Genomic DNA, 18,309 nt, shown 5'->3' with positions numbered 1-18,309 from the left:
CTAGTTCAGCAGACCGGCGCTCACGCCGGTTCATTTCCCAAGAAGAACTGGAGAACATCATGTCCGCTACCACCCGCACCCTGTCCGCTTCCGCCCTGGTCCTGGCCCTGGGTTCCGCGCTGAGCATCGCCGCCGTATCGACCGCCCACGCCGCTGACGACAACATGGAAAAATGCTTTGGCGTCGCCATGAAAGGGCAAAACAACTGCGCCGCCGGGGCGGGCACGACCTGTGCCGGCACCGCCAAGATGGACTATCAGGGTAACGCCTGGAAACTCGTCCCGAAAGGCACTTGCATGACCACCGAAAGCAAAACGTCGCCGACCGGTTTCGGTCAGCTCGAAGCCTTCAAAGCCAAGTCCTGATCCCCTGGCTGCCTGAGTGTCGATCATGACCACGTCTTGCAAACCTGCTGTCCCCGGCGCCCAGGCAGCCCGCGTCGAGCTCCCGCCCCGTGCCGGGCTGGGGCTCAAGACCGGGCACTTCCAAGCAGTGCTCGGTTCAAGGCCCGATATCGGTTTCTTTGAAGTCCACGCCGAAAACTACATGGTGGCCGGCGGCCCGTTTCATCATTACCTGAGTTTGATCCGCGAACACTATCCGCTGTCGCTGCACGGTGTCGGCCTGTCCATCGGCACCGAGGGCAAGCTGGATGAGGTGCACCTCAAGCGCCTCGCCGAACTGATCGAACGCTATCAACCCCAAGCCTTTTCCGAACACCTGGCCTGGTCGAGCCATGGCCCGGTGTTTCTCAACGACCTGCTGCCCCTGGCCTACGACGCGCAAACGCTGGACCGCGTCTGCGACCACATCGAACACGTGCAGGAAACCCTCAAGCGCCCGATGTTGCTGGAAAACCCGGCGACCTACCTGGCATTCGAACGCTCGACCATTGACGAGCCCGACTTCCTCAGCGATGTCATCCGCCGCACCGGTTGCGGCCTGCTGCTGGACGTCAACAACCTCTACGTGTCCTGCGCCAACCACCAGCGCGATCCCCTGGGTTATCTCGATGCCTTGCCGCTGCACGCGGTGGGCGAGATACACCTGGCCGGGTTTGCCGAAGATGCCGACAACCTGGGTGACCGTTTACTGATCGACGACCATGGCGCACCCATCGACCTGGCGGTCTGGGCGTTGTATCGGCAAGTGCTGGAGCGCATCGGTCCGGTGGCAACCCTGATCGAGCGAGATAACCAAGTACCGGCCTTCAGCGTCTTGCTGGAGGAAGCCCGCCAGGCCGACGAACTGCTGCACGGCGCGCGGAGGCTGATATGAGCAGCCAGGCCACATTCGCCGCCGCCCTGCTCGCCCCCCGGCAGGCGTGCCCACCCGGTTTGTGCTGCGCCAACGGCGCCGACCCGGCGAGCCGCTTCGCGGTGTATCGCAACAACGTCCTGGGCTCATTGATCAACGCATTGGCGGACGGCTACCCGGTGGTTCGGCAATTGGTTGGCGATGAGTTCTTCCAGGCCATGGCGGGCGTTCACGCGCAAGCCTGCCCACCCGACAGCCCACTGATGAATCGCTACGGCGCCGGCCTGGCGGATTTCATCGAGCGTTTCGAACCGGCGTCCTCCGTGCCGTACCTGGCGGATGTGGCCCGGCTGGAACGACTGCGCACACTGGCCTACCACGCCGCTGACGCCCAGGCCGCGGACCTTGGGCTCCTGGCCGCGGCACTCGCCGACCCGCCCTCGCTGGGCACGCTGCGCGTGATGCTTCATCCGTCCGTGCACCTGCTCGCCTCAGCCTTCGCGGTCGTGGCGATCTGGGCCGCTCATCAGGCCGGGGAGACACTCGCCGGCATCGATCCGGGCCAGGCACAACAAGCCCTGGTCCTGCGCAACGGGCTCGACGTCGAAGTGTTCGCTATCGACCACGCGACATACACCTTCATCCATCACCTGCAAAACGGCCTGTCGTTGGACCAGGCGTGGGCCTTTGCGCCGGACGCCGACCCGGGCCACACCCTGGCGCTGCTGATCAGCCACCACGCCATCACTTGCTTGCATCACGACAAGGTCTTGCCATGAACACGCTCGTCACACGCGCTATCGCCCTGTTGGAACAGATTCCCCACAGCCTGATCGCCTTCATTGCGCGGTTCTCCATTGCAGCGGTGTTCTGGAAATCCGGGCAGACCAAGGTTGAAGGGCTGGCCATCGACCTGATCGACGGCACCTTCCAGCTCGGTTGGCCGCACCTGGCCGACTCGACCGTTCCACTGTTCAAGAGTGAATACCCTGTGCCGTTGTTGTCGGCAGAGGTCGCGGCTCACCTGGCGGCATTCGCCGAGCACTTTTTCCCCGTGCTGATCCTGCTGGGGCTTGCCACGCGTTTCTCGGCGCTGGCGCTGCTGGGCATGACCCTGACCATCCAGACCTTCGTCTACCCGGATGCCTATCCGACCCATGGCACCTGGGCCGCCGTGCTGCTCTACTTGATGGCACGCGGGCCCGGCAAACTGTCAATTGACCACTGGGTCGCTGTGTGGGAGCGAGCCTGCTCACAGAAGCGCGGTGTCAAAAACAGCACTGGCGACTGATCCACTGTTTTCGCGAGCAGGCGCCTTCCCACCAGGGCCTGTGTGGCGCTATCCCTGGAGACGGTCCAACGCTTCACCGCTGCGCTTGAACCAGTCGATCAGATAGTCGGCCAGCACCTGCGTCCGCTTGGGCAGGCCACCTTGATAGGGATGCACCAAGTACATCGGCATGCGCCGAGTCTGAAAACCGCTCAGGATCCGTCGCAAGCGCCCGTCAGCCAATTCTTCGTGCAACAGGTACGACGGCAGCCGGGCGATTCCGGCACCGGCCAGGGCGGCTTTTTTCAACAGGCTGTAGTGGTTGCTGGCGAACGGCCCCGACACCCGGACCCGCAGCAGTTCGTGCTGCTGGTGGTACAACCATTCCTCCCGGCCGCTGTAATGGCTGTTGAGCAGGCAGCGGTGCTCCGCCAGGGCCTGGGGCGTGTCCGGTTCGCCATGACGGTCGAGATAAGCCGGGCTGGCGCAGGTCATTTCGTGCCACGCCAACAACGGCCGAGCCACCAGTCGCTCGTCGATGGCGGCGTCCGAGCGGATCGCCAGGTCGAAGCCTTCGCGGGCCAGGTCGCGGTAGCCGTTGCTGAGTTCCAGTTCAATCTGCACATGGGGATACGTGTGAGCGAACTCCACCAGCAAACCCTCAAAAAAGGTTTCGCCCAACGACACCGGAACTGTCATACGCACCGGCCCGGCCACGTCGTCCTTCAATCGGGCCAATGCCTGACGCGCCTTTTCCACCTGCACCAGCAGCGCCTGGGCCTGGGGCAACAACGCCGCCCCCGCCGCCGTGAGGCTCAGGCGCCGGGTGGTGCGTTGCAGCAGCACCACGCTGAAGCGGCTTTCCAACAGGCTGATGCGCTTGGACAACTGGCCCTTGCTACAGCCCAACTGTTGCGCCGCCAGAGTAAAGCTGCCGGCCTCCATCAATACGGCAAACGCCGCCAGGTCATCCATCTCGCTCATTGGATTGTTTCCAATTGAAAACCAAAGGTTGCCTATTAGCACGATTATCAACAAAAGGAACCCTTCTAGACTGCAACCTCTTCCCATCCATAGAGGAACAGCCCATGAAAATCCTGTTGATCGGCGCCAACGGCACCATCGGTTCGGCCATCGACCACGAACTGTCGCCGCGCCACGACATCATTCGCATCGGCCGCAACAGCGGCGAGTTGCAAGTGGACATCAGCGACAGCGCCTCGATCCGCGCCCTGTTCGAAAAGACCGGGCGCTTCGATGCCCTGGTCTGCGCCGCCGGCAATGTCACCTTCGCGCCCTTGGGCGACATGAGCGAAGAAAGCTTCGCCCTGGGCTTGAAAGACAAGCTGATGGGCCAGGTCAACCTGCTGCTCATCGGCCGCGAATTCGCCAACGACGGCGCCTCTTTCACCTTCACCACCGGGGTGCTCAGCCACGACCCGATCAAGAGCGGCGCGTCGGCGGCCTTGGTCAACGGGGCCCTGGACAGTTTTGTCCGCGCGGCGGCCATCGAGTTGCCAAGGGGCTTGAGAGTCAATTCGGTGAGCCCGAACGTGCTGCTGGAGGCGATGGACAAGTACGCCCCGTACTTTCGCGGATACAAGCCAGTGCCCGCCGCCGACGTGGCATTGGCCTACGCCAAAAGCGTCGAAGGCCTACAAACCGGTCAGACCTTTCACGTGGGCTAAACAGCATCTTGCCTACGCTCCTGCTTGTGATGCGGGATCAGTCTGAGTAACGTGGCGGCACCTGTCTGGAGACCCAATGATGCGTGCCGCCCGCTCCCTGCTGTTTATCGCCCTCCTGCCGCTGTTCGCCGGCTGCCAGTTGCTCGACGCGCCACGCCAAAGCGTTTCCCACGCCGGGCAAACGCGCATGCAAGGCGAACTGACGGCCGCCGATGGCAAACTGGTGTTCCAGCCCTGCCAGGAACAGCGCCGCTATATCGTCAACGACAGCGGCGGCACCAGCGTGTTGCAACAGGCCGCGAGCCTGGCCGACAACCAGGGCAAGCTGTTTGCCGATGTGCGAGGTCGCATTGTGTCCAGCGCCACGGCGGGGGCCGACAGCCAGTTGGACCTGGAGCAGTTGTATCGCCTCGAACGCTCGGGCAGCGCGTGCGACGACGGCAATTTCAAGCGGCTGGTCCTGCGTGCCTCCGGGCATGGTCCGCAATGGGACCTGAAGGCCAACGGCAAGGGCCTGGTGCTCGAACGTGAAGGCCAGCCAGCCCTGGCGGTGCCCTACCTGGAGGAACAACTGGGGGACGGCCGCTTCAACCTCAGCACCGAAGCCAACGGCCAGAAGGTCGAACTCTGGGTCGCGCCCCAGCGCTGCGTCGACAGCGTCACCGGCAGTGTCCAGCACATGAGCGCCGAAGTGCGGGTCAACGGCCAGGTTCAGCGCGGCTGCGCCTATTTCGGTGGCGCTCGCGACGACTGATTCACTGCGGCGAGGGATTGCAGCTTATAATCGCCGGTTTGAAGAACGCCCTGGCGCAGTTGTGCGCCCCGCGAACCGGACCCCGCCATGTTACGAATCACCGAACTCAAGCTGCCGCTCGACCATCCCGAAGAAGACCTGCGCGCTGCCATCCTGCAGCGCCTGGGCATCGCCAGCGATGAACTGCTCGACTTCACCTTGTTCAAGCGCAGCTACGACGCACGCAAGAAGTCTTCCGAGCTGTGCTTCATCTACACCATCGACCTGACGGTGCGCGACGAAGCCGGCCTGCTGCGCAAGTTCGCCGATGACCGCAACATCAACGAAGCGCCCGACGTCAGCTACAAAGCAGTGGGCCAGGCGCCGAGCGAACTGAGTGAACGGCCGATCGTGGTCGGCTTCGGTCCCTGCGGGATCTTCGCCGCCCTGCTGCTGGCGCAGATGGGCTTCAAGCCGATCATCCTCGAACGCGGCCCGGAAGTGCGCCAGCGCACCAAGGACACCTGGGGCCTGTGGCGCAAAAGCGTGCTCAACCCCGAATCCAACGTGCAATTCGGCGAAGGCGGCGCGGGGACATTCTCCGATGGCAAGCTCTACAGCCAGATCAAGGATCCGAAATTCCTCGGCCGCAAGGTCTTGCACGAGTTCGTCAAGGCCGGTGCGCCGGAAGAAATCCTCTACGTCAGCAAGCCCCATATCGGTACGTTCCGCCTGACAGGCGTAGTGGAAAACATGCGTGAGGAAATTCGCGCCCTGGGCGGCGAAGTGCGCTTCCAGCAGCGGGTTACCGACGTGCTCATCGAGGACGGCCAACTGGTCGGCGTCGAACTGGCCAGCGGCGAACGCCTCCACTCCAGGCATGTGATCCTGGCCTTGGGCCACAGCGCGCGGGACACCTTCCGCATGCTCCACGGTCGTGGCGTGTACATGGAAGCCAAGCCGTTTTCGGTGGGTTTCCGTATCGAACACCCGCAATCGCTGATCGACAACGCGCGCCTGGGCAAGTACGCCGGGCACCCGAAACTCGGTGCCGCTGACTACAAGCTGGTGCACCACGCCAAGAATGGCCGCTCGGTCTACAGTTTCTGCATGTGCCCGGGCGGCACCGTGGTGGCCGCGACCTCCGAGCCGAATCGCGTCGTGACCAACGGTATGAGCCAGTACTCACGCAACGAACGCAATGCCAACTCCGGCATCGTCGTCGGCATTACCCCGGAAGTGGATTACCCCGGTGGCCCGCTGGCGGGCATCGAGTTGCAGGAGCGCCTGGAATCCCACGCGTTCGTGCTCGGCGGCAGCAACTACGAAGCCCCGGCGCAACTGGTGGGCGACTTCATCGCCGGCAAGCCGTCGACGGCCTTGGGCAGCGTCGAACCGTCCTACAAGCCCGGCGTCTCCCTGGGCGACCTGGCCCTGGCCCTGCCGGACTTCGCCATCGAAGCCATCCGTGAGGCCCTGCCGGCATTCGAGAAGCAGATTCGCGGATATTCGCTGCACGATGCCGTACTGACCGGGATCGAGACCCGCACCTCGTCGCCGCTGCGCATCACCCGTGATGAATCGCTGCAGAGCTTGAACGTCAAAGGCCTGTTCCCGGCAGGTGAAGGCGCCGGTTACGCGGGCGGGATTCTCTCGGCGGGCGTGGACGGGATCCGGATTGCCGAGGCCGTGGCGCGAGACATGCTCGGCCTCCAAGCCTGACGAAAAACCCTCCTTTGTGGGAGCGAGCTTGCTCGCTCCCACAAAGGAGGTGCGTGGCTCAGATATTGGCCCGCAACACGCTCTCGGGCAGCGCTTCTCCCCGCTCCACACTCGCCGCAACGACCGCGATCAATCCGTCCAGCTCATAGCCTTGGGCCTTGAGCCAGGCGGGGTCGTAATAAGTGGTCGCATAACGCTCACCGCCATCGCACAAGATCGCCACGATCGACCCAGACTCGCCCCCGTCGACCATCTGCCGTGCGGCAATCAGCGCCCCGATCAGGTTGGTGCCGCTGGAACCACCGACCCGTCGCCCCAGGCGCTGGGCCAAGTAGTGCATGGCCGCCAGCGACAGGGCATCCGGAACCTTGACCATCGCATCGATGACTTTCGGCAGGAACGACGCCTCGACCCGTGGCCGGCCGATACCCTCGATGCGCGAGCCGCAATCCAGGCGCAGGCTGGCGTCGCCGCTGCGGTAATGGTCAAAGAACACCGAGCGCTCGGCATCGGCGCACAGCACGCGCGTGTGGTGCTGGCGATAACGCACATAGCGTCCCAGGGTGGCCGTGGTGCCCCCTGTGCCGGGGCTGGAGATCAGCCAGCTCGGCTCCGGGTAATGCTCGAAGCGCATCTGCTGGAAGATCGATTCGGCAATGTTGTTGTTGGCCCGCCAGTCCGTCGCGCGTTCGGCATAAGTGAACTGGTCAATGAAGTGGCCGTCGTGCTCACGGGCCAGGCGTTCGGATTCGGCGTAGATCTGCGTAGGATCCTCCACCAGATGGCTCTGGCCACCGTAGAAAGCGATCTGGGCGATTTTTTCCCTGGAGGTGGTCGCCGGCATCACCGCGATAAAGGGCAGCCCCAGGAGCCTGGCGAAATACGCCTCGGAAATCGCCGTCGAGCCACTGGACGCCTCGATCACCGGCGCGCCGGGCTTGAGCCAGCCGTTACACAACGCATAGAGAAACAACGAACGCGCCAGCCGGTGCTTGAGGCTGCCAGTGGGATGGCTGGATTCATCCTTGAAATACAGCTCGATGCCCGGCAGGCCCGGCAACGGCAGTGGAATCAGGTGGGTATCGGCGCTGCGCTGGAAATCAGCCTCGATGATGCGGATCGCTTCGCGCGCCCACTGGCGATGGTCGTTCATGGTGTTTTCTCACAGGATCGGTTCACACGGGGATATCCCCCGCGGTCAGGCAGGCACGGATTGATTCGGAAAAACCAGTCGCCAGCTTAGGAAAAAACCGACATCGCGCACAGGTACAGCTAAGGTCCAATATGGCCCGTAACTGCCCAACCGCGTGACAGGGTCGTTGTAACGACATATAACAAAAAAGAATATAACTTTTGTTTTAACAACTAACAGTACGGGTTAGGGTGTGGCGACTTTTTGATTCGATGAATGGAGAGCAAATCTTGGCTCTACGTAATTCCCTGACACGCTTCTTCCAACTGGAGGCCGCCAGTGGCCTGCTGCTGATCGCCGCCGCCATACTGGCGCTGGTCATCAACAACTCACCGCTGTCCTGGCTGTACAACGGCTTGCTGGACACCCCGGTGGTCGCCCAGGTCGGCGCGTTGAAGATCGCCAAGCCGCTGCTGTTGTGGATCAACGACGGCCTGATGGCCCTGTTCTTCCTGCTGATCGGCCTGGAAGTCAAACGCGAGGTCCTCGATGGCCAGTTGTCCAACCCTTCGCAGATCGTCCTGCCCGGCGCGGCGGCGATTGGCGGCATGCTGGTCCCGGCGCTGATCTACTGGTTCCTCAACCGCGATAACCCGGCCGCCCTCGCCGGCTGGGCGATTCCAACCGCCACCGATATCGCCTTCGCCCTGGGGGTCCTGGCACTGCTGGGCAAGCGGGTGCCGGTGTCGCTCAAGCTGTTCCTGATGACCCTGGCAATCATCGACGACCTCGGGGCCATTATCATCATCGCCATCTTCTATTCCGGCGCCCTGTCCACCTTGTCCCTGATACTGGCAGCCGCCTGCATCGCCGCGCTGGTGGCGATGAACCGGATGGGTGTGGTCAAGCTCGGGCCGTACATGGTCGTGGGCCTGATTCTCTGGGTCTGCGTACTCAAGAGCGGTGTCCACGCCACCCTGGCCGGGGTCACCCTGGCGTTCTGCATCCCATTGCGCACGAAAAACGCCGAGACCTCGCCCCTGCAGACCCTGGAACATGCCCTGCATCCCTGGGTGGCCTACGGCATCCTGCCGCTGTTCGCTTTCGCCAACGCCGGACTGTCCCTGAGCGGCGTGACGCTCGAAAGCTTCACCCACCACGTACCGATGGGCATCGCCATCGGCCTGCTGCTGGGCAAGACCGTGGGCGTCTTTGGCCTGACCTGGCTGGCCGTGAAGATCGGCATCGCCAACCTGCCCGCCGGCGCCAACTGGGGCCAGGTGCTGGGCGTGGCCATCCTGTGTGGCATCGGCTTCACCATGAGCCTGTTCGTCGGTTCCCTGGCCTTCGAGCCCGGCGTCAGCGACTACGCCGGTATGGACCGCATGGGCATCCTCACCGGCTCGATCCTGGCGGCGTTACTGGGCTACGCAGTCACCGCCGCCGCCAGCCGGAAGCCCGCTTCCACGCCGGGGTTGGGCTAACCCCGGCAGAGATTACTGGCACAGGGCAATGCCTGTGTCAGGCACCCTCAACGAAAAACGGCGCTCTCCCCTCCAGGACCAAGCGCCGTTTCCCCATCAGAACAACCCCATCAGTGCGATACGCGACTCGTCCCATCGACAGTGGAAATACGCACCCGCTCACCCACACGGAACACCTCGTTCTCCTGAACCTGCTGCACATAGGCACGCATGCTGCCGTCGTCCTCGCGAACGGTAATTTCCACGCCCTGGGTACGGGTCAGGCCTTCTTCGGTGGCAGAGCCGATCAGCCCACCCGCCACGGCACCGATGACCGCAGCAACGATGCTGCCACGGCCGCCGCCGATGGCGCTGCCACCCACGCCACCCACCACGGCACCGGCCGCGCCGCCGATCGGGGTCTTGGTGCCTTCGATCTTGACTGGACGCAAGGATTCGATGGTGCCCATGCGAATCGTCTGCACGCGACGCGCCTCGTCACGGGAGTAGGAGTCACCGGTCAGGCTCGACTGACAGCCAGTGAGCAACATCGCCATCGTAGAAAAGGAAGCAACCAGTAGAACAGACTTACGCATAGCATCAGCTCCAAAAGACAGGAATTCATTAAACTCCCCAACTTGACGCCTGTCACGGCCTCGCCGGGATAAAATTGCTTTCATTCAGGTGGGATACAGGCGCGCCCGAAAAATTCACCAAACAGTAGCGTCTATTTCCAAAACCTGCGTCATCAACCTGGGATTTTTCATGGATTACTTCATCATCGTCGCAACCACCGTGGCCGGTTTGTACTTCCACTGGTGGCTGTACGTGCGGATCAAACGCTGGGTGGACCGCGACCTGGCGTTGTCGCTGGCAGCAGGGGATGAGCAGAAAAAAGCCTACATGCTGCAACAGCTGGCTCGTGCGCGGGAGCAAGGAATCAAGCGCCGGGACCTGCCGCAGTGGCTTAAAACCGCCGCGGCAGACTACCCCGATGCTAAGGCGCCAGACGCTCGCGCGTCCAGCTCGCCCCTTGCAGGCGGTAGTTGAGGCGATCGTGCAAACGGCTCGGGCGGCCCTGCCAGAATTCGATGCGCTCGGGCAGCAAGCGATAGCCGCCCCAATGCTCCGGGCAGTGGGGTTGGCTGTCACTGAAGCGCTGCTCGGTGGCCTTGAGCAGATCTTCCAGCTCACCGCGCCCGGCGATCACCCGGCTCTGGGGTGACGCCCACGCGCCGAGACGGCTGCCCAACGGGCGCACCTGGTAATAGGCGTCAGACTCCTGCGCTGTGACCTTCACCACCGTGCCCTCGATGCGCACCTGGCGCTCCAGGCCTGGCCAGAAAAACGTCATGGCCGCGAACGGGTTCGCCGCCAGTTGCTGGCCCTTGGCACTGTCGTAGTTGGTGAAGAACGTGAAGCCCTGGGCATCCAGCCCCTTGAGCAACAGGACGCGGCAATGGGGGCGGCCGTCGGCATCCACCGTTGCCAGGGTCATGGCGTTGGCCTCCACCGGCGCCTGTTCGGTCTTGACCGCCTCGGCGAACCATTGGTGGAACAGTGCAAACGGCTCGGCCGGGGCCAGGGCCTCGGTCAAGCCATCACGGGTGTAGTCGCGGCGCATATCAGCCAGCGATTGGGTCATGGCGCGTTCCTTGTGGTGAGCCCATCACTGCTTGGGCGTATCGGCGGCCGCGACTTTCTTGGTGTCCGTGGCGGCTTTGGCCGGTTGGGTTTTCTTCGCTGGGGTCGCGGTCTTGGCTGGCGCTTTCTTGGCAGGAGCCTTGGCCGCGGCTTTTTTCGCAGGCGCTTTCTTGGTCGCTGGCGCTGCGGCTTTCTTGGCCACAGGGGCAGGTGCCGGGGCGGCAGGCTTCGCGTCCTGGGCGGCCACCATCGTCACGGGCGCCGGGGCCGGCATGTTGTACTTGCTCAGCAGCGCCACCATGGTGTTCTGCGGGGTCACCAGCAGCTCCACGCGACGGTTCAAGGCGCGGCCTTCAGCGCTGTCGTTGGCGGCACGGGGCGATACCGCCCCCATGCCACGCAGCATCAGGCGATCACGCTGCAAGCCACTGAGACGGAAAATCGCCGCCACGGCCTGGGCACGCTCCTGGCTGAGCTTCAGGTTGGCCGGCGCGGCGCCCGAGGTGTCGGCGTGGCCGAGGACCAGCACGGCAGTCTTCGGGTCGGCTTCGAGGATCTTCGCCACCCGGGTGAACGGGCCAAGGGTCACGGGCAGCAGCATCGCCGGGCGATCCGGGTTGAATGAACTGTCCACCGGCGCGGTGACCACCAGCACGTTGTCACGACGCTCAAGTTCGAGCTTGCTGTCCTGGATCGCCGTGCGCAGCTTCGGCTCGTAGTCGTCGAGCCAGGCTTGGGTCACCTTCGGATCAGGCATCGGCACGGCCTTGGTGGTTTCCTGTTCCTTGCCGCCGAACGGCCACCACCACTTGCCATTGCTCTCGGCTTCGGCCTTGGCCACCGTGGCCGGCGCCTTGGCTTCGGGCTTCACGGGCTCTTTACTGGCCACGTCGGCGCTGTCATCGGAGGAGAACGGCCACCACCAGTGCGTGGCGCTCTCGGCCTTGGCCTGCGGCGCGACGGCAGCGGGTTTCAGGGGCGCTGCCGGTGCAGCGGGTGCAGGGTCCTTGGCCGCGACCTTGTCGGAGGAACCGAAGGACCACCAGCTACCGCCGCCTTCGGCATCATTTTGTGGAGTTTGTGCGCAACCGGTGATAGCGAAGCACAGCGCCAGAGCGAGGGTTTTATTCGATGACATTGGATATCCACAAAATGATGTAAATGAAAAAATTAAAGGCCGTGTTCAGGCCACATAAACAGACGCTTGGAAACTGAAAAGGGCATGAGGTTCCTATGCCCATTGCCTTCAATGGCGTTTACAGACAAGTGGCAAGGACCCTCGCCAGGTTCTGCGCGCGCGGGTCCATCAGCACGTACGGGCCCAGCGTGTTGGTCACGAAGCCAAACGCGACATCGTGTTCCGGATCGGCAAAACCGATGGAGCCCCCTGCCCCCGGATGCCCGAACGCCCGAGGGCCGAGGCCGTAGGTCGCGTTCGGTACATCGGGCTGGTCCAGCATGCAACCCAGGCCGAAACGGGTCTGGGTCAGCAATGTCTTGTCGTCGCCGAAGCTGTGCTGGCGAGTCAGTTCGTCGAGCATTTCACCTTCCAACAGGCTGCCGTCCAGCAGGCCGGCATAGAAACCGGCCACGCTGCGGGCATTGCCATGGCCGTTGGCGGCGGGTTGCTGCATGCGCCGCCATTGCGGCTTGTTGGTGCTGGTCATGATCGACGGCGGATTGGTGAAGGCCCGCGTGGTCATGGCCGTGGGTTCGCGCATCGTCACTTGCAGCAGGCGCTGGGCCGCCGCGTCGCCGACGTTGCCCTTGCCCCGGGCGATGTGGGCCACGCGATGGAACTCGGCATCGGCCAGGCCCACGTGAAAATCCAGGCCCAACGGCTTGGCCACGCGGGCCACGATGGACTCCCCAGGACCACGACCGTCCGCCCTGCGCAACAGTTCGCCGACCAACCAGCCATAGGTGATCGCGGCGTAACCATGGCCCTCGCCGGGCGTCCACCAGGGGCTTTCGGCGGCCAGCGCATCGACCATGGCCTGCCAGTCATACAGCGCTTCAGGTGGCAGCAGTTCGCGCAGCGCGGGCAGCCCGGCCTGATGGCAGAGCAACTGGCGCAGGGTGATGGCGGCTTTGCCGGCGGCGGCAAACTCCGGCCAGTAGCGCGCTACCGGGGCATCGAGCTGCAGCTTGCCTTCGGCCACCAGTTGCAGGGCCGTGACGGCGGTGAAGGTCTTGGTGCAGGAGAACAGATTGGCGAGGGTGTCGCTGTGCCAGGCTTCATGACCGTCCTTGTCCGCCGTGCCGGCCCACAGGTCGATCACCGTCCGGCCGCCGACCTGGATGCACAACGCGGCGCCGCGCTCCTGGGGGTCGTCGAACAGCGCCGCGAAAGCCTCACGTACGGCTTCGAACTGAAGTTCATAATGACCTTGAATCTGCACCCGCAACTCCCTCGAAACAAAGACTTTTCAGATTGGCTGGCATTGTTTCAGGCATTAGGTCATTTGGGAACCGCCACAGGACGGCTGGCTGGACACCGCCCTGGTGGCGAGGGGATTTATCCCCGCTGGGTTGCGAAGCAGCCCCCGAACAGCCAATTCTGTTTATCCTGGCACTCCGAGTCGCCTGGCTTCAGGGCCGCTTCGCGCCCCAACGGGGATAAATCCCCTCGCCACAGATGGCTCGCTGACCATAAAAATGACGGGGCGTCAGGAAATCTCCCGCCGAAACGGTGGCAGCGCATTCAGGATCGCCTTGCCATAGCGCTGGGTCACCAGCCTGCGGTCGAGCAAGGTGATGGTGCCGCGGTCTTCCTCGGTGCGCAGCAGTCGACCACAGGCCTGGACCAGTTTCAGCGACGCATCCGGCACGGAGATCTCCATGAACGGATTACCGCCCCGCGCCTCGATCCACTCCGCCAGCGCGGCTTCCACCGGGTCGTCGGGCACCGAGAACGGGATCTTGGCGATCACCACGTGTTCGCAGTAGGCGCCGGGCAAGTCGACGCCTTCGGCAAAGCTGGCGAGGCCGAACAGCACGCTGCTATCCCCACCGTCGACCCGCGCCTTGTGCTTGTTCAGGGTTTCCTGTTTCGACAGGTTGCCCTGGATGAACACCTGCTTGCGCCAGTCGCGGTCAAGGCCGTCGAACACGTCCTGCATCTGCTTGCGCGAGGAAAACAGCACCAGGGTGCCCCGCGAACCTTCCACCAGTGCCGGCAGGTCGCGGATGATCGCCGCGGTATGGCCGGCGGCATCCCGCGGGTCGGCGTTGAGGTCCGGCACCCGCAATACACCGGCATCGGCATGATGGAAAGGACTCGGGACCACGGCGGTCACGGCTTTCTTGGGCAACCCGGCACGCATGCGGAAGCGGTCGAACGTGCCCAGCGCCGTCAGCGTGGCGGACGTCACCAGCGCGCCATAGGCGACGTTCCACAGGTTGCGCCGCAGCATGTCCGCCGCCAGGATCGGGCTGGCGTTGACCTCGATGTCGAACAGCGAGCCGCTTTCGGCCAGGGTCAGCCACCGGGCCATCGGTGGGTTGTCTTCCGGGTCTTCGACGGTGAAGGCCGTCCACAGCTCCCAGTTGCCCTGGGAACGCGACAACAGGCTGCCGAACAGCGGGTACCACTCCTCGGCCTGGTTGCTGGCGATGCCGATGTTCACTTCGCCATCCATGCCTTCCTTGAGCAGGTCGGTCAGGCGGGTGAACAGGTCGGTCAGGCGCGCGAAGCCTTTCTTGAGCTCGATGCCCATTTCGCGCATGTGCTCGGGGATCACCCCACCCACAAACCGATGGCGCGGTCGCTCACGGCCCTCGACGTCTTCGCCCGGCTTGAAATCGGCCACCTGCTCGCAAGCGGTGAACATGAACTGCTGGTTCGTCTTGATCTCCCGCGCCAGCTCGGGCACTTGCTCGATCAGCTTGCCCAGGTCGCCCGGCAATGGATGCTGGGCCAACAGCTTGGTGAGGTTCTTGGCGGTGGTTTCCAACCAGTCGGCGGTGGAGCGCAGCCGGGTGTAATGGGCGAAATGACCGATGGCCTTGTCCGGCAGGTGATGGCCCTCGTCGAACACGTAGACGGTGTCTCGCGGGTCCGGCAATACCGCGCCGCCGCCCAGGGCCAGATCGGCCAGGACCATGTCGTGGTTGGTGACGATCACATCGACCTTGCCCATGCCTTCGCGGGCCTTGTAGAAGGCGCACTGGCCGAAGTTGGGGCAATGACGGTTGGTGCACTGGCTGTGATCGGTGGTCAGGCGGGCCCAGTCGGCGTCTTCCAGCGCGGTGGACCAGCTGTCACGGTCGCCGTCCCACTTATTGCCGGCGAGCTTCTCGATCATGCTGGTGAACAGCTTCTGGCTGGCCTCATCGACTTCGATCTTGAAGCCTTCTTCTTCGAACAGCTGGGCCGTGGCGGTCTGCGCCTGGCCTTCCTGGAGCAACATGTCGAGCTTGGACAGGCACATGTAGCGCCCACGGCCCTTGGCCAGGGCGAAGGTAAAGTTCAGCCCGCTGTTGCGCATCAGGTCGGGCAGGTCCTTGTAGACGATCTGCTCCTGCAGGGCGACGGTGGCCGTGGCGATCACCAGGCGCTTGCCGGCGGCCTTGGCACTGGGAATCGCCGCCAGGCTGTAGGCCACGGTCTTGCCGGTACCGGTGCCGGCCTCCACCGCCACGACGGCGGGCTCGCCACTGCGCCGGCCTTCATCGTCGGTGTCGATATCGCCGAGGACTTTCGCCACTTCGGCGATCATCAGGCGCTGGCCATAGCGCGGCTTCAGGCTCTTGGCTTCGAGAAAACGCGAATAGGCGCCCTGGATCGTGGTTTTGAGTTCGGTGCTGATCATGAATGTCGGGCGCTAAAAAACGCTGGATAAATTTTCAGTGGTTCGGATCGGCGGCTATCATACCCCGCTAATGAATCCTGCGCAGAACGGAGTAACCCGATGACACCCTTTGCCCTCGTCTACACCCTGCATTTACTGGCGGCCCTGGTCTGGGTCGGCGGCATGTTCTTCGCCTGGATGATCCTGCGACCCGCCGCAATGACGGCACTTGAGGGCCCTGCCAGGCTGACGTTGTGGGTAGAAGTGTTTCAGCGTTTTTTCATTTGGGTCTGGGTCGCGGTGCTACTTTTGCCGATAAGCGGTGTAGGCCTGATCCACCTGCGCTTCGCCGGTTTTGAAACCGCGCCGCGCTATGTGCAGGTGATGATGGGCTTGTACGTGGTGATGACGGCACTGTTCATCCGCATCCAGGCCCTGCAGTTGCCACCGCTGCGCAACGCCGTGGCCGCGCAGGACTGGCCGACGGGCGCAGCGGCCCTGGGGAAGATTCGCAGGCTGGTGGGCATCAACCTGCTGATCGGTTTGCTGGTGGTGGCGATCGGCGCGGCGCGACCGATGTTTTAACGCGATCCCTGCCGGGATACGAAATCCTGTGGCAGCAAGCCCGCTCCCACATTTGATCCGTAGCGTGCTTAGAAGCGCTGCACCGTCACCACGCCGGCCGCTCCCGCAGGCCCAGGCTGGCCCTCGGCGCCGGGACGGCCGCTCTTGCCACCGTCGGCGGTATAGACCAGGCAACCCTTGGCCTTGCCGCCGTGGCCGGGCTTGCCACCCGGGCCGGGAGCGCCACCGGCACCGCCGTCCACGGTCACCTTGATCTGCTCGGCCGGGTAGGCGCTCGGCAATTCGAGGCGTACCCGTGCACCGGCCGCACCCGGCAGGCCGTCGCTGCCATTGCTGCCGTCGGCGCCACGCCCCGCCGCGCCCCACGTACAACCCGGCGCCTGGCCGTTCGCACCGTCCAGGCCTACGTAACCCGGCGCACCGGCACCCCCACGGGCATCCACGGACAACTGCGACGCCGTCAAGGCATTGAAACGCAGATTCAGATCACGTCCCGGCCGTGCCGCCTTCGTGTAGGTGCCCGGGGCGCCGCGGGAGGTGATCTGGCTGCCCTCGGCCAACTCTGCCTGGACCACCTTCATGTCCAATGCCTGTTGCGCGGGCACGATGGCGATCCGGGCTTCGCGTCCCAGGTGCAGTTGGCCAACGGACAACTCGGTGACATTGGATGGCACCAGCAACGTGCCGTAGTCGGCCACGTCCAGCCGCTCCAGGGTCAAGGTGCTGGTGGTATTGGGCAAACGCATCAGCGAATGGCTTTCTACCTGGAGCACCTGGGCCGAGGCCCAAGGGCTGACAAGGGCGACGAGCAGACACAATTTACGCATGGGAAGCCTCTGGCGCGGTCGGGAGGGTTTGCAGGTGGAAGATGCCGAACAGCAGCACGCGAAGGCGATCACGGCCCGGCGCAGGCCGGCCCCGAAAACTGGCCCTGAACAGCAGCAGTTCGAGCACATGGAGCACCAGCAACACGCCACCGGCGAGGTTGACCAGCAGATGCAGCGGATGGACGAGCGGCATGATCAGGTTGACCAGCACCACCAGCCAGAACAGCAGGGTCAACAAGCGGCCCAGCCCCCAGAACACCTTCATACGTCCTCCCCGACGAACATTATTCTTTGGGCGCACAGTAACGGCTAGCGCGCGCGATAAGCCAGAGGCGGGGGCAAATTTAATTTAACGCGGCTCGATGGCCGCCGGATCGCGCCATGGCGAGCCGGCGGCCCCGGGCCCACTGAAGCGAAGCGCACTCAACGCTGGATGTGCAGGTCCACCCGACGGTTCTGCGCCCGCCCTTCATCAGTCTCGTTGTCGGCCACCGGTTCGCTTTCGCCCTTGCCTTCGCTGGTGAGCTTGTCCGGCGCCACCCCCTGGGTCAGCAGGTACTCCACGACGCTGCTGGCCCGGCGCTCGGACAACCCTTGGTTATAGGCCTCGGTCCCGACGCTGTCGGTGTGGCCGACCACGCGGATACTGGCGACGTTGGCATGGCCCAGCTTGCCCATCAACCCATCGAGCTGGCTTCGAGCGGCGGGCGTGAGGTCGGACTTGTCGAAATCGAACAACACCTTGCCGGCATCGTTGAGGGTGATGACCTCCGTCGCCGGTGCCTCGGGCTCGGCCACAGGCGCGCTGGCCGGGTACTGCGGCAACGGGCACCCGTGATGTTCGACCGGGGTGTTGGCCGGCGTGTCGGGGCAACGGTCACGGCGGTCGAACACGCCGTCGCCGTCTTCATCGCCATCCTGGGCGTAACAGATCAACCCACCGCCCAGCAGGCCCAGCGCGGCACCGCCGGCGGCCCAGCCACTGCTTTGGATGGCGCCCAGGCCACCGCCAGCCAGGCCACCGATCAAACTGCAGATCGGCCAGGTACGTTGATTGAGAGAGGCGCTGCCATCGCTGTGGGTGGCGCAACCGGACAACAGACTGCTGGCCAGCAGTACCGGTAAGGCGGCCCTGATTAGAACGTTCATGGTGAAGGCTCCTGTGTCACCGGCCCATACCGGTCACACAGGAGTA

Annotated in this window: 20 protein-coding genes; 10 read left to right on the top strand and 10 right to left on the bottom strand. The window is 63.9% G+C overall.

Annotated features, from left to right (window positions below):
• Positions 1-59 precede the first annotated feature (59 nt).
• Genes V3H56_RS06205 through V3H56_RS06190 form a run of 4 tightly spaced genes read left to right on the top strand, consistent with a single transcriptional unit; the run spans position 60 to position 2,548 of the window.
• Entirely contained in the window at positions 60-365 is a 306-nt protein-coding gene (locus V3H56_RS06205) for a DUF2282 domain-containing protein (protein ID WP_042730096.1), read from the top strand.
• 25 nt (positions 366-390) lie between these two features.
• Positions 391-1,278, top strand: a complete 888-nt coding sequence (locus V3H56_RS06200) for a DUF692 domain-containing protein (RefSeq protein WP_338474351.1) — start codon at positions 391-393, stop codon at positions 1,276-1,278.
• Positions 1,275-2,036, top strand: coding sequence for a DNA-binding domain-containing protein (locus V3H56_RS06195; protein ID WP_338474350.1), 762 nt, complete (start codon positions 1,275-1,277; stop codon positions 2,034-2,036). Before V3H56_RS06200 ends, V3H56_RS06195 begins: the two co-directional genes overlap by 4 nt.
• Positions 2,033-2,548 (top strand): DoxX family protein, encoded by a 516-nt coding sequence (locus tag V3H56_RS06190; RefSeq protein WP_042730099.1) that lies wholly within the window; start codon positions 2,033-2,035, stop codon positions 2,546-2,548. The genes V3H56_RS06195 and V3H56_RS06190 overlap by 4 nt, the downstream gene beginning before the upstream one ends.
• 48 nt (positions 2,549-2,596) lie before the next feature.
• On the opposite strand, the gene V3H56_RS06185 is transcribed toward V3H56_RS06190, so the two are convergent.
• The gene (locus V3H56_RS06185) at positions 2,597-3,511 is read right to left on the bottom strand and encodes a LysR family transcriptional regulator (RefSeq protein ID WP_042730100.1); all 915 of its coding nucleotides are present in this window, start codon (positions 3,509-3,511) and stop codon (positions 2,597-2,599) included.
• 104 nt (positions 3,512-3,615) lie between these two features.
• Between V3H56_RS06185 and V3H56_RS06180 the strand changes: the two genes are divergently transcribed.
• The 3 genes from V3H56_RS06180 (at position 3,616) to V3H56_RS06170 (ending at position 6,670) form a co-directional block, all read left to right on the top strand.
• A complete protein-coding gene (locus V3H56_RS06180; protein WP_042730101.1) occupies positions 3,616-4,215 on the top strand; it encodes a short chain dehydrogenase in 600 nt (199 codons plus the stop codon).
• Between the two features lie 79 nt (positions 4,216-4,294).
• The gene (locus V3H56_RS06175; protein ID WP_123579583.1) at positions 4,295-4,969 is read left to right on the top strand and encodes a hypothetical protein; all 675 of its coding nucleotides are present in this window, start codon (positions 4,295-4,297) and stop codon (positions 4,967-4,969) included.
• Between the two features lie 87 nt (positions 4,970-5,056).
• On the top strand, positions 5,057-6,670 hold the full coding sequence (locus tag V3H56_RS06170) for an NAD(P)/FAD-dependent oxidoreductase (RefSeq protein WP_047736955.1): 1,614 nt from the start codon (positions 5,057-5,059) through the stop codon (positions 6,668-6,670).
• Positions 6,671-6,728: 58 nt separating this feature from the next.
• Here the strand turns inward: V3H56_RS06170 and V3H56_RS06165 are convergent, their stop codons facing one another.
• The gene (locus V3H56_RS06165; RefSeq protein ID WP_338474349.1) at positions 6,729-7,823 is read right to left on the bottom strand and encodes a PLP-dependent cysteine synthase family protein; all 1,095 of its coding nucleotides are present in this window, start codon (positions 7,821-7,823) and stop codon (positions 6,729-6,731) included.
• 269 nt (positions 7,824-8,092) lie between these two features.
• On the opposite strand from V3H56_RS06165, the gene nhaA reads away from it, so the two are divergent.
• A complete protein-coding gene (gene nhaA / locus V3H56_RS06160; protein ID WP_042730104.1) occupies positions 8,093-9,286 on the top strand; it encodes a Na+/H+ antiporter NhaA in 1,194 nt (397 codons plus the stop codon).
• 110 nt (positions 9,287-9,396) lie between these two features.
• Here the strand turns inward: nhaA and V3H56_RS06155 are convergent, their stop codons facing one another.
• Entirely contained in the window at positions 9,397-9,861 is a 465-nt protein-coding gene (locus tag V3H56_RS06155) for a glycine zipper 2TM domain-containing protein (protein ID WP_003184697.1), read from the bottom strand.
• A 169-nt stretch (positions 9,862-10,030) separates the two neighbouring features.
• Here V3H56_RS06155 and V3H56_RS06150 point away from each other — a divergent pair, with 169 nt between their 5' ends.
• Positions 10,031-10,315 carry a hypothetical protein gene (locus tag V3H56_RS06150; RefSeq protein ID WP_042731886.1) on the top strand — a complete coding sequence of 95 codons (285 nt, stop codon included), beginning with the start codon at positions 10,031-10,033 and terminating at the stop codon, positions 10,313-10,315.
• Here the strand turns inward: V3H56_RS06150 and pdxH are convergent.
• The 4 genes from pdxH to dinG all read right to left on the bottom strand — a co-directional run bounded on the left by pdxH (position 10,263) and on the right by dinG (position 15,723).
• Positions 10,263-10,910, bottom strand: a complete 648-nt coding sequence (gene pdxH / locus V3H56_RS06145; protein ID WP_042731887.1) for a pyridoxamine 5'-phosphate oxidase — start codon at positions 10,908-10,910, stop codon at positions 10,263-10,265. The genes V3H56_RS06150 and pdxH overlap by 53 nt on opposite strands.
• 24 nt (positions 10,911-10,934) lie before the next feature.
• The gene (locus tag V3H56_RS06140) at positions 10,935-12,047 is read right to left on the bottom strand and encodes an OmpA family protein (protein ID WP_338474348.1); all 1,113 of its coding nucleotides are present in this window, start codon (positions 12,045-12,047) and stop codon (positions 10,935-10,937) included.
• Positions 12,048-12,165: 118 nt separating this feature from the next.
• Entirely contained in the window at positions 12,166-13,311 is a 1,146-nt protein-coding gene (locus V3H56_RS06135; protein ID WP_053147513.1) for a serine hydrolase domain-containing protein, read from the bottom strand.
• A 267-nt stretch (positions 13,312-13,578) separates the two neighbouring features.
• Positions 13,579-15,723 (bottom strand): ATP-dependent DNA helicase DinG, encoded by a 2,145-nt coding sequence (dinG, locus tag V3H56_RS06130; protein WP_042731890.1) that lies wholly within the window; start codon positions 15,721-15,723, stop codon positions 13,579-13,581.
• Between the two features lie 99 nt (positions 15,724-15,822).
• Here dinG and V3H56_RS06125 point away from each other — a divergent pair, with 99 nt between their 5' ends.
• Complete coding sequence (locus tag V3H56_RS06125; RefSeq protein WP_042731891.1) at positions 15,823-16,287, top strand: DUF2269 family protein; 465 nt, start codon at positions 15,823-15,825, stop codon at positions 16,285-16,287.
• A 68-nt stretch (positions 16,288-16,355) separates the two neighbouring features.
• Here V3H56_RS06125 and V3H56_RS06120 read toward each other — a convergent pair whose 3' ends face one another.
• The 3 genes from V3H56_RS06120 to V3H56_RS06110 all read right to left on the bottom strand — a co-directional run bounded on the left by V3H56_RS06120 (position 16,356) and on the right by V3H56_RS06110 (position 18,263).
• Positions 16,356-17,114 (bottom strand): collagen-like protein, encoded by a 759-nt coding sequence (locus V3H56_RS06120; RefSeq protein WP_338474347.1) that lies wholly within the window; start codon positions 17,112-17,114, stop codon positions 16,356-16,358.
• Positions 17,107-17,379: a DUF1145 domain-containing protein gene (locus tag V3H56_RS06115; RefSeq protein WP_338474346.1), complete on the bottom strand. Its 273-nt coding sequence runs from the start codon at positions 17,377-17,379 to the stop codon at positions 17,107-17,109. The genes V3H56_RS06120 and V3H56_RS06115 overlap by 8 nt, the downstream gene beginning before the upstream one ends.
• Before the next feature lie 158 nt (positions 17,380-17,537).
• Positions 17,538-18,263 carry an OmpA family protein gene (locus V3H56_RS06110; protein ID WP_338474345.1) on the bottom strand — a complete coding sequence of 242 codons (726 nt, stop codon included), beginning with the start codon at positions 18,261-18,263 and terminating at the stop codon, positions 17,538-17,540.
• Positions 18,264-18,309: the final 46 nt, after the last annotated feature.

It is taken from the genome of Pseudomonas sp. MS646 (genome assembly GCF_036693845.1).
GTDB classification, from domain to species: domain Bacteria; phylum Pseudomonadota; class Gammaproteobacteria; order Pseudomonadales; family Pseudomonadaceae; genus Aquipseudomonas; species Aquipseudomonas chlororaphis_E.
This window is presented reverse-complemented; position numbering and strand designations above follow the sequence as displayed.